The sequence below is a fragment of the Sphingomonas sp. Leaf242 genome (assembly GCF_001422045.1).
Taxonomy (GTDB): domain Bacteria; phylum Pseudomonadota; class Alphaproteobacteria; order Sphingomonadales; family Sphingomonadaceae; genus Sphingomonas.
Genome location: NZ_LMLW01000001.1, coordinates 168773 through 187439 on the forward strand (window position 1 = coordinate 168773; position 18667 = coordinate 187439).

The 18667-nt window shown below is 65.8% G+C and carries 16 protein-coding genes; 7 read left to right on the forward strand and 9 right to left on the reverse strand.

Going from position 1 to position 18667, the window contains the following annotated elements:
• Nucleotides 1-23: 23 nt before the first annotated feature.
• Nucleotides 24-890 (reverse strand): TraB/GumN family protein, encoded by an 867-nt coding sequence (locus ASF09_RS00830; protein WP_060524838.1) that lies wholly within the window; start codon nucleotides 888-890, stop codon nucleotides 24-26.
• A 201-nt stretch (nucleotides 891-1091) separates the two neighbouring features.
• On the opposite strand from ASF09_RS00830, the gene ASF09_RS00835 reads away from it, so the two are divergent.
• The 3 genes from ASF09_RS00835 (at nucleotide 1092) to ppdK (ending at nucleotide 7264) form a co-directional block, all read left to right on the forward strand.
• Entirely contained in the window at nucleotides 1092-1931 is an 840-nt protein-coding gene (locus tag ASF09_RS00835) for a glycine--tRNA ligase subunit alpha (protein ID WP_056047263.1), read from the forward strand.
• 153 nt (nucleotides 1932-2084) lie between these two features.
• Nucleotides 2085-4511 (forward strand): glycine--tRNA ligase subunit beta, encoded by a 2427-nt coding sequence (gene glyS, locus ASF09_RS00840; RefSeq protein WP_060523899.1) that lies wholly within the window; start codon nucleotides 2085-2087, stop codon nucleotides 4509-4511.
• An 89-nt stretch (nucleotides 4512-4600) separates the two neighbouring features.
• Nucleotides 4601-7264: a pyruvate, phosphate dikinase gene (ppdK, locus tag ASF09_RS00845; protein ID WP_060523901.1), complete on the forward strand. Its 2664-nt coding sequence runs from the start codon at nucleotides 4601-4603 to the stop codon at nucleotides 7262-7264.
• 250 nt (nucleotides 7265-7514) lie between these two features.
• Here ppdK and ASF09_RS00850 read toward each other — a convergent pair whose 3' ends face one another.
• From ASF09_RS00850 to ASF09_RS00885, 8 genes are read right to left on the reverse strand one after another with little or no spacing between them, the layout of a single operon-like run.
• Nucleotides 7515-7904 carry a hypothetical protein gene (locus ASF09_RS00850; RefSeq protein ID WP_060523903.1) on the reverse strand — a complete coding sequence of 130 codons (390 nt, stop codon included), beginning with the start codon at nucleotides 7902-7904 and terminating at the stop codon, nucleotides 7515-7517.
• Nucleotides 7905-7957: 53 nt separating this feature from the next.
• Nucleotides 7958-8950, reverse strand: a complete 993-nt coding sequence (locus ASF09_RS00855; RefSeq protein ID WP_060524839.1) for a type II secretion system F family protein — start codon at nucleotides 8948-8950, stop codon at nucleotides 7958-7960.
• 10 nt (nucleotides 8951-8960) lie between these two features.
• Entirely contained in the window at nucleotides 8961-9932 is a 972-nt protein-coding gene (locus tag ASF09_RS00860) for a type II secretion system F family protein (protein ID WP_060523905.1), read from the reverse strand.
• Complete coding sequence (locus ASF09_RS00865) at nucleotides 9932-11221, reverse strand: AAA family ATPase (protein ID WP_060523907.1); 1290 nt, start codon at nucleotides 11219-11221, stop codon at nucleotides 9932-9934. Before ASF09_RS00865 ends, ASF09_RS00860 begins: the two co-directional genes overlap by 1 nt.
• Nucleotides 11221-11850 carry a CpaD family pilus assembly protein gene (locus tag ASF09_RS00870; protein ID WP_060523909.1) on the reverse strand — a complete coding sequence of 210 codons (630 nt, stop codon included), beginning with the start codon at nucleotides 11848-11850 and terminating at the stop codon, nucleotides 11221-11223. The genes ASF09_RS00865 and ASF09_RS00870 overlap by 1 nt, the downstream gene beginning before the upstream one ends.
• A 48-nt stretch (nucleotides 11851-11898) precedes the next feature.
• On the reverse strand, nucleotides 11899-13545 hold the full coding sequence (locus tag ASF09_RS00875) for a type II and III secretion system protein family protein (RefSeq protein WP_060523911.1): 1647 nt from the start codon (nucleotides 13543-13545) through the stop codon (nucleotides 11899-11901).
• 1 nt (nucleotide 13546) lies between these two features.
• On the reverse strand, nucleotides 13547-14584 hold the full coding sequence (gene cpaB / locus ASF09_RS00880) for a Flp pilus assembly protein CpaB (protein WP_060523913.1): 1038 nt from the start codon (nucleotides 14582-14584) through the stop codon (nucleotides 13547-13549).
• Nucleotides 14585-14633: 49 nt separating this feature from the next.
• On the reverse strand, nucleotides 14634-15107 hold the full coding sequence (locus ASF09_RS00885; RefSeq protein WP_060523915.1) for an A24 family peptidase: 474 nt from the start codon (nucleotides 15105-15107) through the stop codon (nucleotides 14634-14636).
• A gap of 40 nt (nucleotides 15108-15147) precedes the next feature.
• Between ASF09_RS00885 and ASF09_RS00890 the strand changes: the two genes are divergently transcribed.
• The 4 genes from ASF09_RS00890 to ASF09_RS00905 all read left to right on the forward strand — a co-directional run bounded on the left by ASF09_RS00890 (nucleotide 15148) and on the right by ASF09_RS00905 (nucleotide 18644).
• Nucleotides 15148-16137 carry an alpha/beta fold hydrolase gene (locus ASF09_RS00890; RefSeq protein WP_060524841.1) on the forward strand — a complete coding sequence of 330 codons (990 nt, stop codon included), beginning with the start codon at nucleotides 15148-15150 and terminating at the stop codon, nucleotides 16135-16137.
• The gene (locus ASF09_RS00895) at nucleotides 16137-17222 is read left to right on the forward strand and encodes an NAD(P)/FAD-dependent oxidoreductase (protein WP_060524843.1); all 1086 of its coding nucleotides are present in this window, start codon (nucleotides 16137-16139) and stop codon (nucleotides 17220-17222) included. The genes ASF09_RS00890 and ASF09_RS00895 overlap by 1 nt, the downstream gene beginning before the upstream one ends.
• Before the next feature lie 401 nt (nucleotides 17223-17623).
• Nucleotides 17624-18265 carry a division/cell wall cluster transcriptional repressor MraZ gene (locus ASF09_RS00900; protein ID WP_060523917.1) on the forward strand — a complete coding sequence of 214 codons (642 nt, stop codon included), beginning with the start codon at nucleotides 17624-17626 and terminating at the stop codon, nucleotides 18263-18265.
• Nucleotides 18249-18644: a hypothetical protein gene (locus tag ASF09_RS00905; RefSeq protein ID WP_060523922.1), complete on the forward strand. Its 396-nt coding sequence runs from the start codon at nucleotides 18249-18251 to the stop codon at nucleotides 18642-18644. The genes ASF09_RS00900 and ASF09_RS00905 overlap by 17 nt, the downstream gene beginning before the upstream one ends.
• Nucleotides 18645-18667 lie beyond the last annotated feature (23 nt).

The following is an 18667-nucleotide window of genomic DNA, read 5'->3' on the forward strand; positions in this document are numbered from 1 at the left end:
TGATCAACAACCGGCGGCGCGATTCAATACCGAACCCGCTCCGCCTTCACCCCCAACTTCGCCAACTGCGCCTGAACGCTGTCCTTGCCCGCCAGATGCCCGGCACCGACCGCGATAAACACCGTTCCCGGCGTCTTCATCCGGTTCGCGACCCACTCAGCCCAGCGCGCATTGCGGTCGAACAGCAGCGCCTTCGCCACCTCGGGCGAGTCCTTCAGGTCGTCGTTCATCTCCTTGGCCAAAGCCTCGGGATCGCCCTTCGCCCACTCGTCGACCATCGTCGCCATCGTCTTCTCCAGCGTCGGCAACTCGTCGATCGTGCTTCCCAGGAACTGCAACTGCGCCTTCTGCGACAGCCCGCCGAAATACCCCAGCTGCTGCTCCGCGGTTTCCAGCCCGATCACCGGCTTCCCCGCAGCCTTCGCCGCCGCCGTGATCACCTGCTCGGGCCCGTTCGCCGCATCATACCCCAGCTTCGACAGCGGCGCGATCGACAGGTTCGTCGCCGCCAGCCACGGCTTGAACCGATCGAACGCATTCGCCGGCAAGCCGAGATCGGTCACCGCCTTCGCATACGCCGCACGCTTGTCCGCGGGCAGCTGCTCGGTCAGCGTCGGGCCGTCTTTCGACACCCCCGTCGCCATCACCAGCGACTGCATCTTCGCCGGATCGGGCATCACCAGCTCCAGCACCACCTGGTTCGACCGATCGAACGCGGTCTTCACCGCCTCGTCGAACCACGTCATGCCGGGCTTCAACACATGGATCGTCCCGAACAGGTAGATCGTCGTGTCCTTGTCCTTCACCACCCACAAGGCCGGATCGGCATCGTTCGCGGCTTGCACAGGCTTCGGCGCAACCTGCGCACAGGCGGGCAAAGCGAACGCCATGGCGATGGCAGAGAGCGCGGATCGGAACGAAACGATCTTCGAAAACAGCTTCAAGGGGAGGGAATCCTTATCGTTGGTGCAGCCCATGTAGGACGCCCGGCCGCAACGCACCACTTGCCTCCCGCACCCCCATCCGCCAAAGCCCAGCCCGTGACCCAGCCTGTGACCCAGCCCGTGATAAAGCCTCTTAGCTTCCAGCGCATGATCCTCACGCTCCACGATTACTGGAGCGAGCACGGATGCCTGATCCTGCAGCCCTACGACATGGAAATGGGCGCGGGCACCTTCCACACCGCCACGACGCTCCGCGCGCTCGGGCCGAAACCGTGGAACGCCGCGTTCGTCCAGCCCTGCCGCCGCCCGACCGACGGACGCTACGGCGAGAACCCCAACCGGCTCCAGCATTACTATCAGTATCAGGTCATCCTGAAACCGAGCCCCGCCAACCTCCAGGAACTCTACCTCGGTAGCCTCGCCGCGATCGGCATCGACATGCTGAAGCACGACATCCGCTTCGTCGAGGACGATTGGGAAAGCCCGACGCTCGGCGCCTGGGGCCTCGGCTGGGAGGTCTGGTGCGACGGCATGGAGGTGACTCAGTTCACCTATTTCCAGCAGATGGGCGGCTTCGACATGAAGCCCGTCGCCGGCGAACTCACCTACGGGCTCGAACGCCTCGCGATGTACATCCAGGACAAGGACTCGGTCTACGATCTGGCGTTCAACGATGCGGGCGTGACCTACGGCGACGTGTTCCTGGAGAACGAGCAGGAGATGTCGAAGTGGAACTTCGAGATCGCCGACACGGACTCCTTGTTCGACCAGTTCCGCAAGCACGTCGCGGAATGCGAGAACAGCCTCTCCGCCAAGCTCCCGATCCCAGCCTACGAGCAAGCGATCAAAGCCAGCCACATCTTCAACCTGCTCCAGGCCCGTGGCGTAATCTCGGTCGCGGAACGTCAAGCCTATATGGGCCGCGTCCGAGACCTCGCGAAGGGCGCCTGCGCCGCCTGGATGGACAAGCACGGATGGGCAGCATGATGTCCGCCAGCGCCATTCCTCCCCGGAACGGGGAGGGGGACCATGCGCAGCATGGTGGAGGGGGCGTGCCACACACGCTCCGTTCGCGGCCCGCCCCCTCCACCGTCCTTTGGACGGTCCCCCTCCCCGTGCCGGGGAGGATTTGAGAGTCCCATGACCGACTTCCTTCTAGAACTCCGCTCCGAAGAAATTCCCGCCCGGATGCAGTCCAAGGCGCGTGAAGACCTCGCCAGGCTGTTCACCGCCGAGCTCGCCAAGGCCGGCATCGCCACCAGCGCCATCGTCACCTACGCGACCCCGCGCCGCCTGACGCTGATCGCGCGCGACCTGCCGCTTGAGACCGCCGCGGTCTCCGAGGAAACCAAGGGCCCCAAGACCTCCGCACCCCCGCAGGCGCTCGAAGGCTTCCTCCGCAAAACCGGCCTCAGCCGCGAGCAACTCATAGACCGCAACGGCACGCTCTTCGCGGTCACCGAAAAGCCCGGCCGCGCCACCGCCGCCGTGCTCGCCGAGGCAATCCCCGCGATCGTCCGCGCGTTCCCGTGGCCGAAGTCGATGCGCTGGGGGGATGCCTCCGCCAGCACCGAGTCGCTCCGGTGGGTCCGCCCGCTGCAAGGCATCGTCGCGCTGCTCGGCGAAGAGATCGTGCCGTTCGAGATCGCCGGCATCGCCAGCGGCGCCGCCACGCTCGGCCACCGCTTCCACCACCCGTACCAGATCACGATCGGCGGCGCGCACGACTATGTCGAGAAACTGCGCGCCTGCCACGTCATCGTCGACCACGACGAACGCGCCACGCTGATCCGCGATCACGCCCGCGAAGCCGCCGCGCAGGCCGGTCTCGAACTCATCGAGGACGAGGGCCTCGTCGCGGAGAATGCAGGCCTCACGGAATGGCCGATTCCCCTGCTCGGCCAGTTCGACCCCGCGTTTCTCGACGTCCCGCCCGAGGTGATCCAGCTTACGGCGCGCGTGAACCAGAAATATTTCGTCTGCCGCGGGGCCGACGGAAAGCTCGCCAACGCGTTCGTCTGTACCGCTAACATCGCCGCGCACGACGGCGGCGCGAAGATCGTCGAGGGCAACCGCAAGGTCCTCGCCGCGCGCTTGTCGGACGCCAAGTTCTTCTACGACACCGACTTGAAGGTCCCGCTCGAAGAGCAGGCGGAGAAGCTGTCGAAGATCGTCTTCCACGAAAAGCTCGGCACCGTAGCCGACAAGGTCGACCGCGTCGCGAAACTCGCCCGCTGGCTGGTAGAAGAGGGCATAATCCTCCCCGGAACGGGGAGGGGGACCAGCGAAGCTGGTGGAGGGGGGGCGCCACGAAGCGCAGCGTCCGCGGAGAACCCCCTCCACCCTCAGCCTACGGCTGACGGTCCCCCTCCCCTTGCACGGGAGGAATTGGCAGACCTAGCAGAACGCGCAGCCCGCCTCGCAAAAGCAGACCTCGTCACCGGCATGGTCGGCGAGTTCCCAGAGCTGCAAGGCCTGATGGGCGGCTACTACGCCGCCGCACAGGGCGAGCACCCGTCGGTCGCCACCGCCATCCGCGACCACTACAAGCCGGTCGGCCAAGGCGACGACGTCCCCACCGACCCGGTAACGGTCGCGGTAAGCTTGGCGGACAAGCTGGATACGATTGCCGCATTCTTCCTCGCCGATTTGCCGCCGTCGGGCTCTCGAGATCCGTTTGCCTTGCGGCGAGCCGCCCTAGGCGTCTTGAGCCTACTACTTAAAAACAAAATTCGCGTTCGACTCAAATGGGCGCTTGCGTTCCCTATGGCCACTTTGGCGGCTTCAATTGCCGGTAGAGAAGATGTTCGTGCCTTTGAGGGAGCGATGGCTGCGCACAGGGCGGCGGGGCTGCTCGTTCCAGAACTCGACTATGCCGATGCACGGTCTCACGCAAAATCCGTATCAATGTCGCAACAAGCAATGGACGAGCTTTATGAAGGGCAAATTGCTCCAGCAATTTCAAAGCTCCTCGACTTCTTCGCCGACCGCCTCAAAGTCCAACAACGCGAAGCCGGCGTCCGCCACGACCTCATCGACGCAGTATTCGCCTTAGGCGGCGAGGACGATCTCGTCCGGCTGCTCGCGCGCGTCCACGCGCTCCAGGCGTTCGTCACCACCGAGGACGGCACGAACCTGCTCGCCGGCTACAAGCGTGCCGCCAATATCCTGAAGAAGGAGGCACCTTCTGCTCCCTCTCCCCCTCGGGGAGAGGGTAGGGGTGAGGGGCTGCCAAGCAATGCAGCGCCCGGTACTGCCCCTCACCCCGACCCTCTCCCCGGCGGGGAGAGGGAGAAGACGCTGTCCTACACCCCCGAACCCGCAGAGACCGCGCTGATGACCGCGCTCGACTCCGCCGAACCCCGCGCCACCGCCGCGATCGAACGCGAAGACTTCGCCGCCGCGATGGCTGCCCTTGCAAGCCTCCGCGCGCCGATCGACGCGTTCTTTGATAGCGTTATCGTCAACGATTCCGATCCCGCGAAGCGCTCCGCCCGTCTCGCGCTACTTGAGCGAGTCCGTGCCGCAGTGCACAATGTCGCAGATTTTTCGAAGATCGAGGGCTGACTGGAGGAAGTGCACATCGCGCCAGCGTGTGAACTTTGTGAACTTCGCTCCCGCCCAACGTATAAAAACAAGCACTTAGAGGACCGACCATGACCCAATATGTGTATCGCTTCGGCGGCGGTGTTTCGGATGGCGGCAAGGGCGACAAGAACCTGCTCGGCGGCAAGGGCGCGAACCTCGCCGAGATGGCGTCGATCGGCCTGCCGGTCCCGCCGGGCTTCACGATCTCGACCGACTTCTGCGCGGTCTATTACGACGAGGGCGGCCAGTTCCCGCAAAGCCTGCGCGACGAGGTCGCCACCGGCCTCGCGCACATCGAGGGCGTCACCGGCAAGACGTTCGGCGACTCCGCCGACCCGCTGCTCGTCTCTGTCCGGAGCGGCGCCCGCGCGTCGATGCCGGGGATGATGGACACCGTCCTCAATCTCGGCCTCAACGACGAGACCGTCGAAGGCCTCGCCGCCAAGTCCGAGGACGCGCGCTTCGCCTGGGACAGCTATCGCCGCTTCATCCAGATGTACGCCGACGTCGTCCTCGAACTCGATCACGGCGCGTTCGAGGAAGCGCTGGAGATCGCCAAGGAAGACCAGGGCTTCACGCTCGACACCGAACTCTCCGCCGACGACCTGCGCAAACTCGTCGCCGAATATAAGGGCCTCGTCGAGAAGCTCTGGGGCAAGCCCTTCCCGCAGGACGTCCACGACCAGCTCTGGGGCGCGGTCGGCGCCGTCTTCGGCTCGTGGCAGTCGGAGCGGGCGAAAGTCTATCGCCGCCTCAACGACATCCCCGGCGGCTGGGGCACCGCGGTCAACATCCAGGCGATGGTGTTCGGCAACATGGGCGACACCTCGGCAACCGGCGTCGCGTTCACGCGCGACCCGTCGAAGGGCGACCGCGCCTATTACGGCGAATTCCTGATCAATGCGCAGGGCGAGGACGTCGTCGCCGGCATCCGCACGCCGCAGTATCTGACCAAGACCGCGCGCGAAGACGCCGGCGCCAAGCCCGCCTCGATGGAAGAGGCGATGCCCGAGGTCTATCACCAGCTCGCCGACGTGTTCGACACGCTCGAAAACCACTATCGCGACATGCAGGACATCGAGTTCACGGTCGAGAAGACCAAGCTTTGGATGCTCCAGACGCGCGCCGGCAAGCGCACCGCCAAGGCCGCGCTCAAGATCGCGGTCGATATGGCGAACGAAGGTCTGATCACCCGCGAGGAGGCGATCCTGCGCATCGAGCCGATGGCGCTCGACCAGCTGCTCCACCCGACGCTCGATCCCAAGGCGACGCGCGACGTGCTGACCAAGGGCCTCCCCGCCTCGCCGGGTGCAGCCTCGGGTGCAGTCGTGTTCGACGCCGATGCCGCCGAGAAGAAAGCGGCGGATGGCGTCGCGGTGATCCTCGTCCGCACCGAGACTTCGCCCGACGACATCCACGGCATGCACGCCGCCAAGGGCATCCTGACCGCGCGCGGCGGGATGACGTCGCACGCGGCGGTCGTGGCGCGCGGCATGGGACGCCCCTGCGTTTCCGGCGCCGGCACGCTCTCCATCGACGCCAAGGCGAAGATCATGCGCTGCGGCGGCCGCGAGGTGAAGGAGGGCGACCTGCTCACCATCGACGGCACCACCGGCGAAGTGATGATCGGCGCGGTCGCGACCGTGCAGCCCGAGCTGTCGGGCGATTTCGCGACGCTGATGGTGTGGGCCGACGAGGTCCGCCGCCTGAAAGTCCGCGCCAACGCCGAAACCCCCGAGGATTGCCGCGTCGCGCGCGAGTTCGGCGCCGAGGGCGTCGGCCTCTGCCGCACCGAGCACATGTTCTTCGAGAGCAGCCGCATCACCAACGTCCGCCAGATGATCCTCGCGTCGGATGAGAAGGGCCGCCGCGTCGCTTTGGAGAAACTGCTCCCCGAACAGCGCAAGGATTTCACGGAGATCCTCGAGGTCATGGCCGGTCTGCCGGTGACGATCCGCCTGCTCGATCCGCCGCTCCACGAATTCCTCCCCCACGAGGAATCGGAATTCGCCGAAGTCGCGACCGCGGCGGGCGTCGACGTCGACACGCTCAAGCGTCGCGCCGCGGAACTGCACGAGTTCAACCCGATGCTCGGCCACCGCGGCTGCCGTCTCGGCGTGACCTATCCCGAGATCTACGAGATGCAGGCCCGCGCCATCTTCGAGGCGGCGGTCGACGTCGCCGAGAAGTCCGGCGCGGCCCCGATCCCCGAAGTCATGATCCCGCTGGTGGCGACCCGCCGCGAGCTGGAGCTGATGAAGGCCGTCGTCGACAAGGCAGCGCAAGCGGTGTTCGCCGAGAAGGGCCGCACGATCGAATACCTCGTCGGCACGATGATCGAACTCCCACGCGCCGCGTTGCGGGCTGGCGAGATCGCGGAAGTCGGCGAGTTCTTCTCGTTCGGCACCAACGACCTGACGCAGACCACCTTGGGCGTCAGCCGAGACGACGCCTCGCGCTTCCTCGGCGCGTATGTCGAGCAGGGCATCTACGCGAAGGACCCGTTCGTCAGCATCGACGTCGAAGGCGTCGGCGAACTGATCGAGATCGCCGCCGAACGCGGCCGCAAGACGCGGGCCGGTATCAAGCTCGGCATCTGCGGCGAGCACGGCGGCGATCCGGCCAGCATCGCGTTCTGCGAAAAGGTCGGCCTCGATTACGTCTCCGCCAGCCCCTACCGCGTCCCGATCGCCCGCCTTGCAGCGGCGCAAGCGGCGCTGTCAAAGAAGTAAGCGCCACCCTCAATCAAAGCACCACCCCGGCGAAGGCCGGGGCCCAATTGGAACGTCCAAGGTAACGAAGGACTGCCTCCGGTTACCTCGCGTCCCCAATTGGGCCCCGGCCTCCGCCGGGGTGGTTAAATGGTGGAGGGGTGCGCTAACCCCAAGAGTGTTTCCCCGCGAAGGCGGGGACCCAGACTGGGCTCCCGCCTTCGCGGGAGAACAAAGGGCAGGGGGCTGACCTAGGCCCGCCCCCTATACCTCACCGACGCTGATCGAAATCAAACCACCCACGCTTGGTCCCATCGGCATTATACGCCGGCCGAGCATAACCCGGCCGCGCCGAAGACAGCGCCCCAGTCCGCGAAGTATCCACAACCGGCGCCCGCTCGACAACCGCCGGAGCAACCCGAGCCGCCTCGACGTCCTTCACCAACCGAGCATTCTCCCGCTCAGCCTCGACAGCCCGCTTCTCCGCCGCAGCCGCCCGAACATCGCCATCCTTCTTCACCGCAGCATGCGCATCCCGCTCGGCGAGATACCGCGCCTTCCACTTCTTCCCCCCCGGATGGCTCGCCAGTCCGAACAACCAGCCAGCGACGAAGACCAGCGCAAGCGCCGCAAACTGCGTAGGTGTAGAAAACAACGGCATCGTAAAACCCTCCTGTTACGGAAGCCCAACGATCCGCTCGCCCGGCGGTTGCCTCAGGTCTTCAACAGCGCGTCGGAGATCGAACACGCCGCCGGCCCTAGAATGACGACGAACAGCACCGGCAGGATGAACAGGATCAGCGGGATCGTCATGATCGCCGGCAACCGCGCCGCCTTCTCCTCCGCCCGCATCATCCGCTCGTTGCGGAATTCGCCCGACAGCACGCGCAGCGCAGACGCCAGCGGCGTGCCGTATTTCTCGGTCTGGATCATCGTCGTGACGACGCCCTTCACCGCATCCAGCTTCACCCGCTGCGCCAAATTCTCGAACGCCGAACGCCGGTCGGTCAGGAACCCGAGCTCGATCGCGGTCAGCGTGAACTCCTCGCCGAGCTCCGGATACGCCCGCCCCAGTTCCCGCGCGACGCGGTGGAACGCGGCATCGACGGTCAGTCCCGCCTCGGCGCAGATCACCAGCAGATCGAGCGCATCCGGCAACCCCTTGCGGATCGCATCCGAGCGCTTCTTGATCTTGTTGTCGAGATACAGGTCGGGCGCCTTGTAGCTCATGATGAAGGTCATCGCGACGAGCCCGTATTTCTTCAGCGGCCCCCAGGTCGCGAAGCCATCGGTGCCGTACACCCAGTACAGCATCGCCCCGCCGAGCACGATCGGTAGCACGAGCCGGCCGAAGATCACCGACGGCGCCCACTCCTTCGAGCGGACGCCGGCCTGCATCAGCTTCAGCTGGACCGCCTTCACCTGGCTGTCCTGGAGTACCTTCATCGACGACAGGATGCCGCGCAGCTTGTCCGCGGTGTCGTTGCGCTGGACCAGCTTGGCACGGCGCTTGGTCGACGCGGTGATGCCCGCCTTCAGCTGTTCGCGGCGATCGTTGAGCGCCTTGACGCGCTTGGTCATCGGATCGCTGACGGTCGTCGCCGCGTAGATCGCGATCATCACCGCGAACGCCGCGACGCCCGACAGGATCGTCGCGACGAGCACGACGTCGATCCCGAGAATGGTAGGTCCGGCGGTTCCGCCCATCATCGTGTCCCTAAATCTCGAAGCTGATCATCTTGGACATGATGAAGGCGCCGATCGCCATCCACACCATGCCGCCCATGCCGATCGCCATCAGCCGTTCGTCGATGAAGAAATTCTGCATGTACCGACCGTTGATCACCCAGATCATCCCGAACACGATGAACGGCAGCGCGCCGATGATGTACGCGGACGCCTTCGATTCCGACGACATCGCCTTGATCTTCAGCTTCATCTGGCCGCGTTGGCGCAGCACGTGCGACAGGTTCGCCAGCGTCTCCGCAAGGTTGCCGCCGGTTTCGCGCTGGATCGCGATCGTGATCACGAAGAACTGGAATTCGGGCGTACCGAGCCGGTCCGCGGTATCCTGCAACGCGGCATCCATCGTCCGGCCAATCTTCATCTTGTCGCTGACCGCGCGGAATTCCTCGCCGACTGGCCCCTCGACCTCATGCCCGACGACGCCGATCGTCTCGCTGATCGGCAGGCCCGAGCGAAGCCCGCGGACCAGCAGGTCGATCGCATCGGGAAACTTCGCGGTGAACTTGCCGATCCGCCGCTGGATCGTCTTGCCGACAATGAAATGCGGCAGGCCGACGCCGACGAACGCGCCGAACAGCAGCGCGAGCAGGATCGGCAGCCCTTTCAGCAGCATCAGCGCGGCGATGACCAGCGCGATCCCCGCGGTCGCCAGCCCGTATTGGCCGACGGTCCAGTCCTTGCCGGTCATCGCGAGGCGTTTGGCGAGCTGTACCGGGTTCGGCAGGATACGACCGAAGGCGAGATCCATCTTGGTATCTTGGGTCATCGAGATGCGCCGCAACTGCGCCTCGGCGACCACCAGCGCGTCGCCGTGACGCTCGCGCACGGCAGCGATCCGGCGCGATTGGGCGCGCCCGGTCGACGGACCGGCGAACGCGAACAGCACGATCCCCAGCGCCAGGGCGGAACCGATCATCACCAGAAGGAACGGCAGCATATCCATTACTTGGCAGGTACCGGCTTGACCGTGCGCTTCGGCATCAGGCCCTTCAGATTGCTGAACTTGCCGATCAGCGACTTGCCCTTCGCGCCCTTCACAACGCCGAGATCGGTGTCGACCGATGCAGCGGCCAGCTCGGCGGCGAGTGCCAGGATCGGCGCGATGGTCTTCGACGTCTTGCCGACCTCGACGATCGGCTTGCCGAGCTTGGCCGCCTGCGCCGCCAGCTTCTGGTCGAACGGCACGATGTAATCGATCTTGCGCTCGATCGACCCTTCGAAATCCTTGCGGTTGATCTCGAGCTGGCCGCCCGCGTGCATGCGGTTGGCGATCACGTACACCGTCGTCTGCTGGGCGTTCGACTTAAGCCACGACAGGATCCGGATCGTATCGCGCGCTGCCGCCAGCGTCAGGTCGGTGACCAGGACGAGGAGCTTCACGTCGCTGATCAGATGCGGGTGCTGGATCAGCATGCCGCGCGGCAGGTCGACGACGGTGCATTCGAACGCCAACCGCATCTCCTCCTGCAACTGGAAGAAGGCGGAGCCGTCGGTGATCAGCGGCGTGTTGATCGGCGCCTCGGCCGACAGCACGGAGAGTTTCTCCGACGCCTTCACCATCGCGCGTTCGATGAACAGCCCGTCGATCCGGCTCGGATTCTCGATCGCGTCGGTCAGGCCGCGGCCCGGTTCGAGATCGAGGGCGAGCGCGCCGGTCCCGAAATGTACGTCGAGATCGAGCAACGCGGTCGCGCGCCCTTCATGCTCCGCGAGCAACCACGCGACCGAGGTCGCGATCGTCGATGCGCCGACGCCGCCGCGCGTGCCGATCACCGCGACCGAGCAATGCGAACGATCGGGCGATACCTCGACGTGTTTGGGCGCATTCAGGATCGTCTGCGCGTGCGAGAACGCTTCGCGCAGCATGTCGGGCTGCAACGGCTTCAGCAGATAATCCTGGATCCCGCTGGCGACCAGATCGCGGTACAGCCGGACATCGTTGACCTGGCCTGCCGCGATCACGACCGTACCCGGCTCGCAGACTTCGGCGAGCGCGTTGATGTCGTTGAGCGGATCACCCGATTCGGCGAGATCGACGAACAGGATCTGCGGCGAGGCGGATACCGACAGCGACTGGACCGCGTTGCGCAGGCCGCCCTTGAAGATTTTATCGACCGACCAGCCCAGTTCGGCGGCGATCGGCCGCAGCGCGTCTGCCGTCACCTCGTCGCAGACATAGGCGGTAAACGGTTCGCGGTGCGCGATGCCGCCTGGCTTCCACGGAGCGTTCATCACTTTCCTCCCGTGGTGGTGGCGGTCAGGCCACCGGCACCGGTCGGTGCCTTTTTGCGGTACGTGTCGATCGCCTTGTACGCGACCGCCGTGTCGGTGGTTTCGGCGCCGGGCGCCCCGCGGACGAGATCGGCAGGATTGGCGACCATCGCTGCGAGGTTGCTGTTGATCGCGCAGCCATAGTTCGACGAGGTGTTCGCCTGGAACTCGTTGGACGCATCGCGCGACCAGTCGGGGCAACGCGGTACCCCGGCATGCATCCTGGTCACGACCACGCGGATCGTGCCGGGCGCGAGCGGGGCAGCCGTCACCGGCGCATCGTCGCTGAGCAACAGCCCGTATTGCGCCACGACCGCGGCGACGTCGCCGCGCGCGCCCGGTGCTTCGCCGGCGGGATCGTCGATCGTGACGCGGTCGCCATAGCCGAGCCGCATCGTCGTCATCCAGCCCGCCAGCCGCTGCTGCTCGCCGCCCGCCAGCGCGCCGCCGGACACGCCCAGATCGAGCGCATAATCGGATCGGCTGACGACCGGCTGGTGGACCGATTCGAGGCCGCGATTCTCGGTTCCCATACAGCCACCAAGCAGCAGCGCGGGGAGGAGGGACGCTAGGATCGATTGCTTGATCATCGGAAATCCTTGAGACGTCGGGTGCAGGGGCATGTCACTGCGATCCGATCAGTTCGAGAAGCCGGGGGCAGGGACGACAGCCGTGCCCGGCTTGCTGACCTTGCCTGTGCCATTGGCGATCGGAGCCGGCGCTCTGACGTCGTCTTCGCTGCGGCGGATGTCGCTCCGCGGCACCGGCATGACCGGCGCGGTGGCACCGACGGAGGGCTGGACATAGGCGGGACGCGCCACGGTCGGCACCGGCCGCTTGCCGCCGCCGCTCGCGCTCAGCGTGCCCAGCAACACCCGATCGATGTCGGACGGTGCGCGCGCACCGTCGGTCGGCAGGGCGATGTCGCTCGCGTTGTTGACCGGCTTCACCAGATACGGCGTGATCACGATCACCAGCTCGGTCTCGTTACGCTGGAACGCGTTCGAGCGGAACAGCGCGCCGATGATCGGCAGATTCGCCAGTCCGGGGGTCTTGTCGTACGAGTTGTTGTGGCTGTTCGACAGCAGGCCGCTGATCATCATGCTCTGGCCCGAGCCGAGTTCGACGGTGGTTTCGGTCCGTCGCGTCGTCAGGCCGGGTACGCGCGTCCCGTTGAGCGTGACGGCGTTCGAATAATCGAGCTGCGACACTTCGGGACGGACGCGCAGCGAGATGCGGCCATCCGAGAGAACCGTCGGCGTGTAGGCCAGGCTGACGCCATATTGCTTGTAGTCGACGGTGACGGTGCCGAGCGCCTGCGCGATCGGGATCGGCACTTCGCCGCCCGCGAGGAACGTCCCCGTCTCACCCGACAGCGCGGTAAGATTCGGATTGGCGAGCGTCGTCACCTGACCGGTGGTCTCGCCCAGGTCGATCGCGGCCAGCAGGTCCAGTCCCAGCAATCGACCGGCAAGTCCGATGGTCGAACCAATCGCTGCCTTGCCCGGGAACCCGAACAGGGTATTGCCCGGCACTGCACCATTGACGTCGACGGGCGCATTCGGCGCGCCGATGACACCCGGGACCGTCGTGATCGTACCTTGGCGACCTTGCGCGATGTTGAACAGGAAGTTGCCCGACCCGCGGCTTGTCAGGTTTACCCCGATATTCTTGACGAAGCTCCGGCTGACCTCGGCGATCCGTACCTGGAGATTCACCTGCAACGGCGTCGCGGTCTTCAGCCGCGACAGGACCTTGGTCGAGTCGCCGACGAACGCCTGGACAAGGCGCTCCGCCTCGGCGGCGTCTTCGGGCGCGGCCACCGTACCGGTCAACAGGATCAGCCCGTTCATCGGCGTCGCGACGACCTGTGCTTCGGGCATCGCCAGCCCGAGCATCTGCTGCACCGAATCGAGGTTGTTGCCGACGCGGATCGTCGCCGAATAGACCACTGCGCCACCCTTGGCGGTCGCCGAGATCGTCGTCTCGCCGGTCTTTTTGCCGAATATGTAAAGCTGCGTCGGCGAGCGGACCTGGACATCGGCGATCGCATCGTCGGCGACGAACAGGTCGCTCATCGGCCGTGCGAGCGTCACCAACCGACCGCGGCCGGTGTTGACCTGGACGACCGGCGATCCGGCGGGGGCGGTCGCGCCACGACCGCGCTGCGCCATCGCGGGGACCGAGGGTGCGGCGCTGGCTGCGACCAGGGCGACCACGAGCGGCCATCCCAACGTCGTTTTCTGGCGAGCCGCGCCAAAGGGGTGCGTCAACGGAATGCGCATTTCAATTCTTCCCCCCGACCGGAACGACGGTCATTGCGTTGCCGCGCGCCACCCGCACGATCGGCCCTTGCACGGCGACTGCACCCGTCGTGGGTCCTGCGACCGGCATCATCGGCATCCCGCCTTGTCCGCCGACACTTGCGGCCGGCTTTCCAGGGACCGAGCTGCGCTGGTAGCGCGACACGTCGGCGCCGGTCTGGTAGCTTCCCGCACCGGCCGATGGCTGGCTCGCGAGCCGGACCATCATCGCCTTCTCGGCCTTCGGATCGTTACCGTTGGGCACGTGCACCGCGCCCGATGCGATCGCTTCCTCGAGTTCGGCCGAATTGTCCGCGATCGAGCGCAGCGACAGCGACAGTGTGCCGAGCGTCTGCGCGACCGCGACCTGCTCCGCCATCTTGGGGGTCGCTTCGATCGTCACGTTCGAGAAGGTCTGGACCTTGGTCTTGCCGTCCTCGCCGACCAGATTGTCGGTACGCTGGTCGGTGGCGAGCACGCGGATGTTGCGCATGATCGTTTCCGACACCTTGAGCGGCTGGCCATCGCCGCCGCCGGCGACGTTCTGCGTCAGGACGAGGTCGATGCGGTCGCCCGGAAAGACGAAGCCTGCAACCGCGGCCTGCGCCGAAACGGGGACGGAAACCGCGCGCATGCCGGGGCCGAGCGCCGCGGCGAGAAATCCGCGGTCGCCCGGCTTCACCAGCGCACCCTGCGTTACCGGTTGTCCCGCCGTGATGATGCTGCGCACCACCGTGCCCTGCAACGACTGGAGGTTGGTCTTGTCCTTGAGGTAATAGGCGTTGTCGACCAGTTCCTTGGGCCAGGGCTGATACTTCAGCGCGGTCGCGTCGAGGATCGTGCCGACCGGCAGCGAGCGCGTCGCGACGAGCACTTCGGGCCCGTCGACGGCCGGCGCGGCCATTGCGGAGGCACCGGCTTGCGGTGCCGAACTTCCCGCCACAAGCGTTCTGGCAAAGAAGGCTGTTACGGCCGCGACTATAAGCGCGCCTACCAGCAGAATTATCTTGCGGCTGTCCATGACTACATCGTGCCTTTCAGGCGCCCGGTGTTCGTTCCGAGGTTAATCATCACTGAAACTGGTTAAGGAGTGGTTCGCGGAGTGCGAGAATACCGGCGAATGCTATAGCGACCCCATATGGAACCTCGATTTGTCCGGTATTCTTCTTGATCGTGCGCTCGATCATCATGACGATCGTGACGATCCCGCCGGCGATCGACATGATCATCAGCATCGACAGGAACGCCGGGAACGGCAGCCACAGCGCGAGCGCGACGATGAGCTTGACGTCGCCGCCGCCCATCATCCCGAAATGGAACGCGATCAGAAACACGGCGAACACGGCCAGGGCAACGCCGAGCTGGAGCGCCATGTCGGGCCAGACATCCAGGCCGTTGGCATACCACCAGACCGGCGCGAGCAGCGCGACGGCGGCGTTCTTCCAGTTGGCGATTTCCCGAGTCCGCACGTCCTCGATGCCGGCGGAGACCAGCAGGCCCCCCAGCACGAGAATCAAGATTGGAAGCGCAATGTTGGACCCCATCGGCTAAGTCCTAACGGAGATGGCTTTCGAAAAAGTAACCGTGCCGCGCAAAAATACCGGCGATACCGAGGCTTGTACGGCGCGACGGGCAATCCCGGTCGGCGCTCGCATCGGCTATTGGACCGCGCCGGACGGCTGGAAGCTGCGTCGATTCGACTGGTCCGCCGGGGCGCCGCGCGGGCGTATCCTGTTCCAGACGGGTCGTGGGGATATCTTCGAGAAATATCTGGAAACGTTCGCGCATCTCCACGCGCAGGGCTGGTCGGTGACCGCGTTCGACTGGCGCGGGCAGGGCGGTTCGGGGCGACTTTCCGCCGATCCTCATGTCGGCCACGCCAGCGATTACGGCGTGTACGACCGCGATTTCGCGGCGTTCTGGGCGGACTGGAGCGCGGAGGCTGGACAGGCGGCGGATGCACGGGACGCGGCGCTGCCGACCGTGGTGCTCGGCCACTCGATGGGCGGCATGATGGTGATGCGCACGCTCGCGGCACGGTCGATCCAGCCGGCAGCGGCGATCCTCGTGGCGCCGATGATCGGGCTGAAATCGCCGTTCGGCACGGGATTTGCCAGCAAGGTGACACAATGGATGGCGGCCCGCGGCGATCCGGCGCGCGCGGCCTGGCGGACCAACGAGCGGCCCGGATCGGTCGCGTCGCGGCAGACTTTGTTGACGCATGACGCCGCGCGCTACGAGGACGAGCTCTGGTGGCAGCGGACGTGTCCGGAGCTGGTACTCGGCCCACCCAGCTGGGCGTGGCTCGCGCAGGGGTTCGCAGGCGCGGCGGCGCTGGCGAAGGATCCCCGCATCGAGTCGACCGATATCCCCATGTTGATGCTGATCGCCGACGCCGACAAGCTAGTCGATCCGCGCGCTGCGCTCCGGCTGGCGGCACGCTTGCCCGATGCTCAGGTCGTCCGGTTCGGCCGCGAGTCCGCGCACGAGATTTTGCGCGAGGCCGACGGCGTTCGCGACCGTGCGCTGTCGGCGATCGATTCGTTTCTCGCGGCGTGCGTGCCGCTCCGCTGATGGCGCCCGTTTACGACATCGCGATCGTCGGGGCGGGCATGGCCGGTGCGAGCCTTGCGGCGGCGCTTGGTCCGCATGCGCGCGTGCTCGTGCTCGAAGCGGAGGACACCCCCGGGTATCATGCCACCGGTCGTTCGGCGGCGTTCTGGTCGGAAACCTATGGCGGCCCCGATATCCAGCCGCTGACGACCGCGTCGGGTCCGTTTCTCGAGGCGGGCGGGCATCTCGCGCCGCTCGGCTCGATCCACATCGGTCGTGCCGAAGACGAAGCAGCGATCGACGCGTTCCTGGCCGAATTCGCGGGCAGCGACGTCGCGCTCGACCGAGTCGATCCGTCCGCGTTCGTCCCCGGCTTGCGCGCCGACTGGACGCTCGGCGTGCAGGAGGCCAGCTGCGCCTATATCGATGTCGCAGCACTTCATGCCGAAAGCATCGCCACCGCGCGTCGTACGGGAGTCGATTTCGTCAGCGATGCCGCTTTCTCGGGCGCGACTCGCGTCGGCGGCGTGTGGACGATCGACACCAAAGCCGGTGTGTTCAAGGCTCGCGTCATCGTCGATGCGGCGGGCGCGTGGGCCGACGCGGTCGCGGTGCGGGCCGGCGTCCGCCCGCTTGGCCTGCAAGCCTATCGCCGGACGATGGTCCAACTGCGTACCGATCCCGGCGCGCCCGAAGGCTTGCCGCATATCGCCGACATCGCAGGGCGGTTCTATTTTAAGCCCGAACCGGGCGGTCGCCTCTGGCTCAGCCCGCATGACGAGACACCAACCCTTCCCTGCGACGCCGCGCCCGAGGAAATCGACATCGCGATCGCGGTCGACCGATTCGAACGCGTCGTCGATTGGCGCGTCGCGGCGATCGAGCGGCGTTGGGCGGGGTTGCGAACCTTCGCCCCAGACCGCCTGCCGATCTACGGCTTCGACCCGGATACCCCCGCGTTCTTCTGGTGCGCGGGGCAGGGCGGGTTCGGAATCCAGACGGCGCCCGCTGCCGCGTTGCTTGCCGCCAGCCTGGTGCTCGGCATCGCGCCCGATCCGGCGGTCGCGGCGATCGATCCGGCGCGCTATTCGCCCCACCGGTTTTGAGCGAGCCTCGGTACGCGTTCGGCGGGGAGCTGTAGCGTAGGCGAAAGGTTCGCCAAAAACGCAATCGACTCGATCCACGTGAGCCGTGCCAGCGCCCCCGTCGAAGGTCTCCGATCGAGGAATTCGCCTCGAGCCGGGCTCGTTTCGTTCTGCAGATAACGCTCGATTTCGGTAAAAACGGCGCGGTTTATCCTGCCCGATGTGGCTGCATCGCTATTTTCGTATACCGAAGTGATGTGAAGATTCGCGAATCCATTGGAAAAAATTCCGATCGTCCATCGCAGAAATCGACAGGATCGGGTTAGTCCCAAAAACTTAATCGAGGTTAAATACGCGATATGGTTAACGCGAGATAATTCCGGGGCTGGCAGAGTGCAGCCAGCTTTTTCGGTGTGTAGCGCATGGTTGATTTCTTCGTTGGCAGCTCGATTTCGACGATCAACGCGAAAGGCGAGCTGACTTTACCCGATCATTTCTGCGTGGCGATACAATCGCGCGCGATCCGCGATGATCTGTTCGTCGGTCTGCATGCGGATCACCCGTGCATGATCGTCTGCGACCGTGACAGCGTCGCGGTGCATCATCACGATCCCCAGGACACCCTGCTCGGCGGGTGGGAGCGCGAGGCGCGCGAGGCGCTGTTGCGAAGACGGCTGGGGTTCGTCGCGCCCGCGCAGATGGACGGCAAGGGACGGATCCGGATCGCGCCCTGGATGCGGTCGCGACGCGGCATCCGCCAGCGCGCGCTGCTGATCGGCATGGGCCGTCATTTCGAGGTCTGGAATCTCGATCTGGTGCTCGAACAAGGGCCGAGCGACCTGATCGTCCTCGCCGCGCTGCACCTCGATACATCGATCACCAAGGAGGATCGCCATGAACCTGCTATGCCACGTCTCGGGGCACGTCGCCGCACCGCTCGTCCTGGAAAACCAGGGCTTTCTGTTCAGCCGGTGCCAGCGCTGCCGACACGACCTGATCCGCTCCGCCCGGCCGTCGATCGACCCGGCAAGCGACCCATCAAGCGGATTGTCGCCGGCCGATAGCTGGACCGCCGTCCCCGAAGGAATGCGAGTCGCGTGGCGTTCGACGGACGTCTCGGCGTTCGACCAGCCGTCGTGGCACGCACGGTCGTTGCAGCAGTTGCGCGATCATGCCCGTGACGCGGTCGTCACGATCACCGACGCGACGCACGTCGCGGTCGCGGTCGTCGGTTGGCACGGCACGGATGCCGCCCGGCGGATCAAGGCGGCGGCGCTTGCGACGTACCGGTCGGGCCGCCGCGTCCTGCATCTGCCGAAGCCGACCCGGCCGTCCTATGCTGGGATCGTCATCATCAATCTGACGCTGAAACGCGACTCCGCGTCGTGGCGCGACGACCAGCCTATGCAGGACACCCAGTTCGGCGATGTGGTCGGGGCATGACCGCGCCGGACCGGACGACGCGG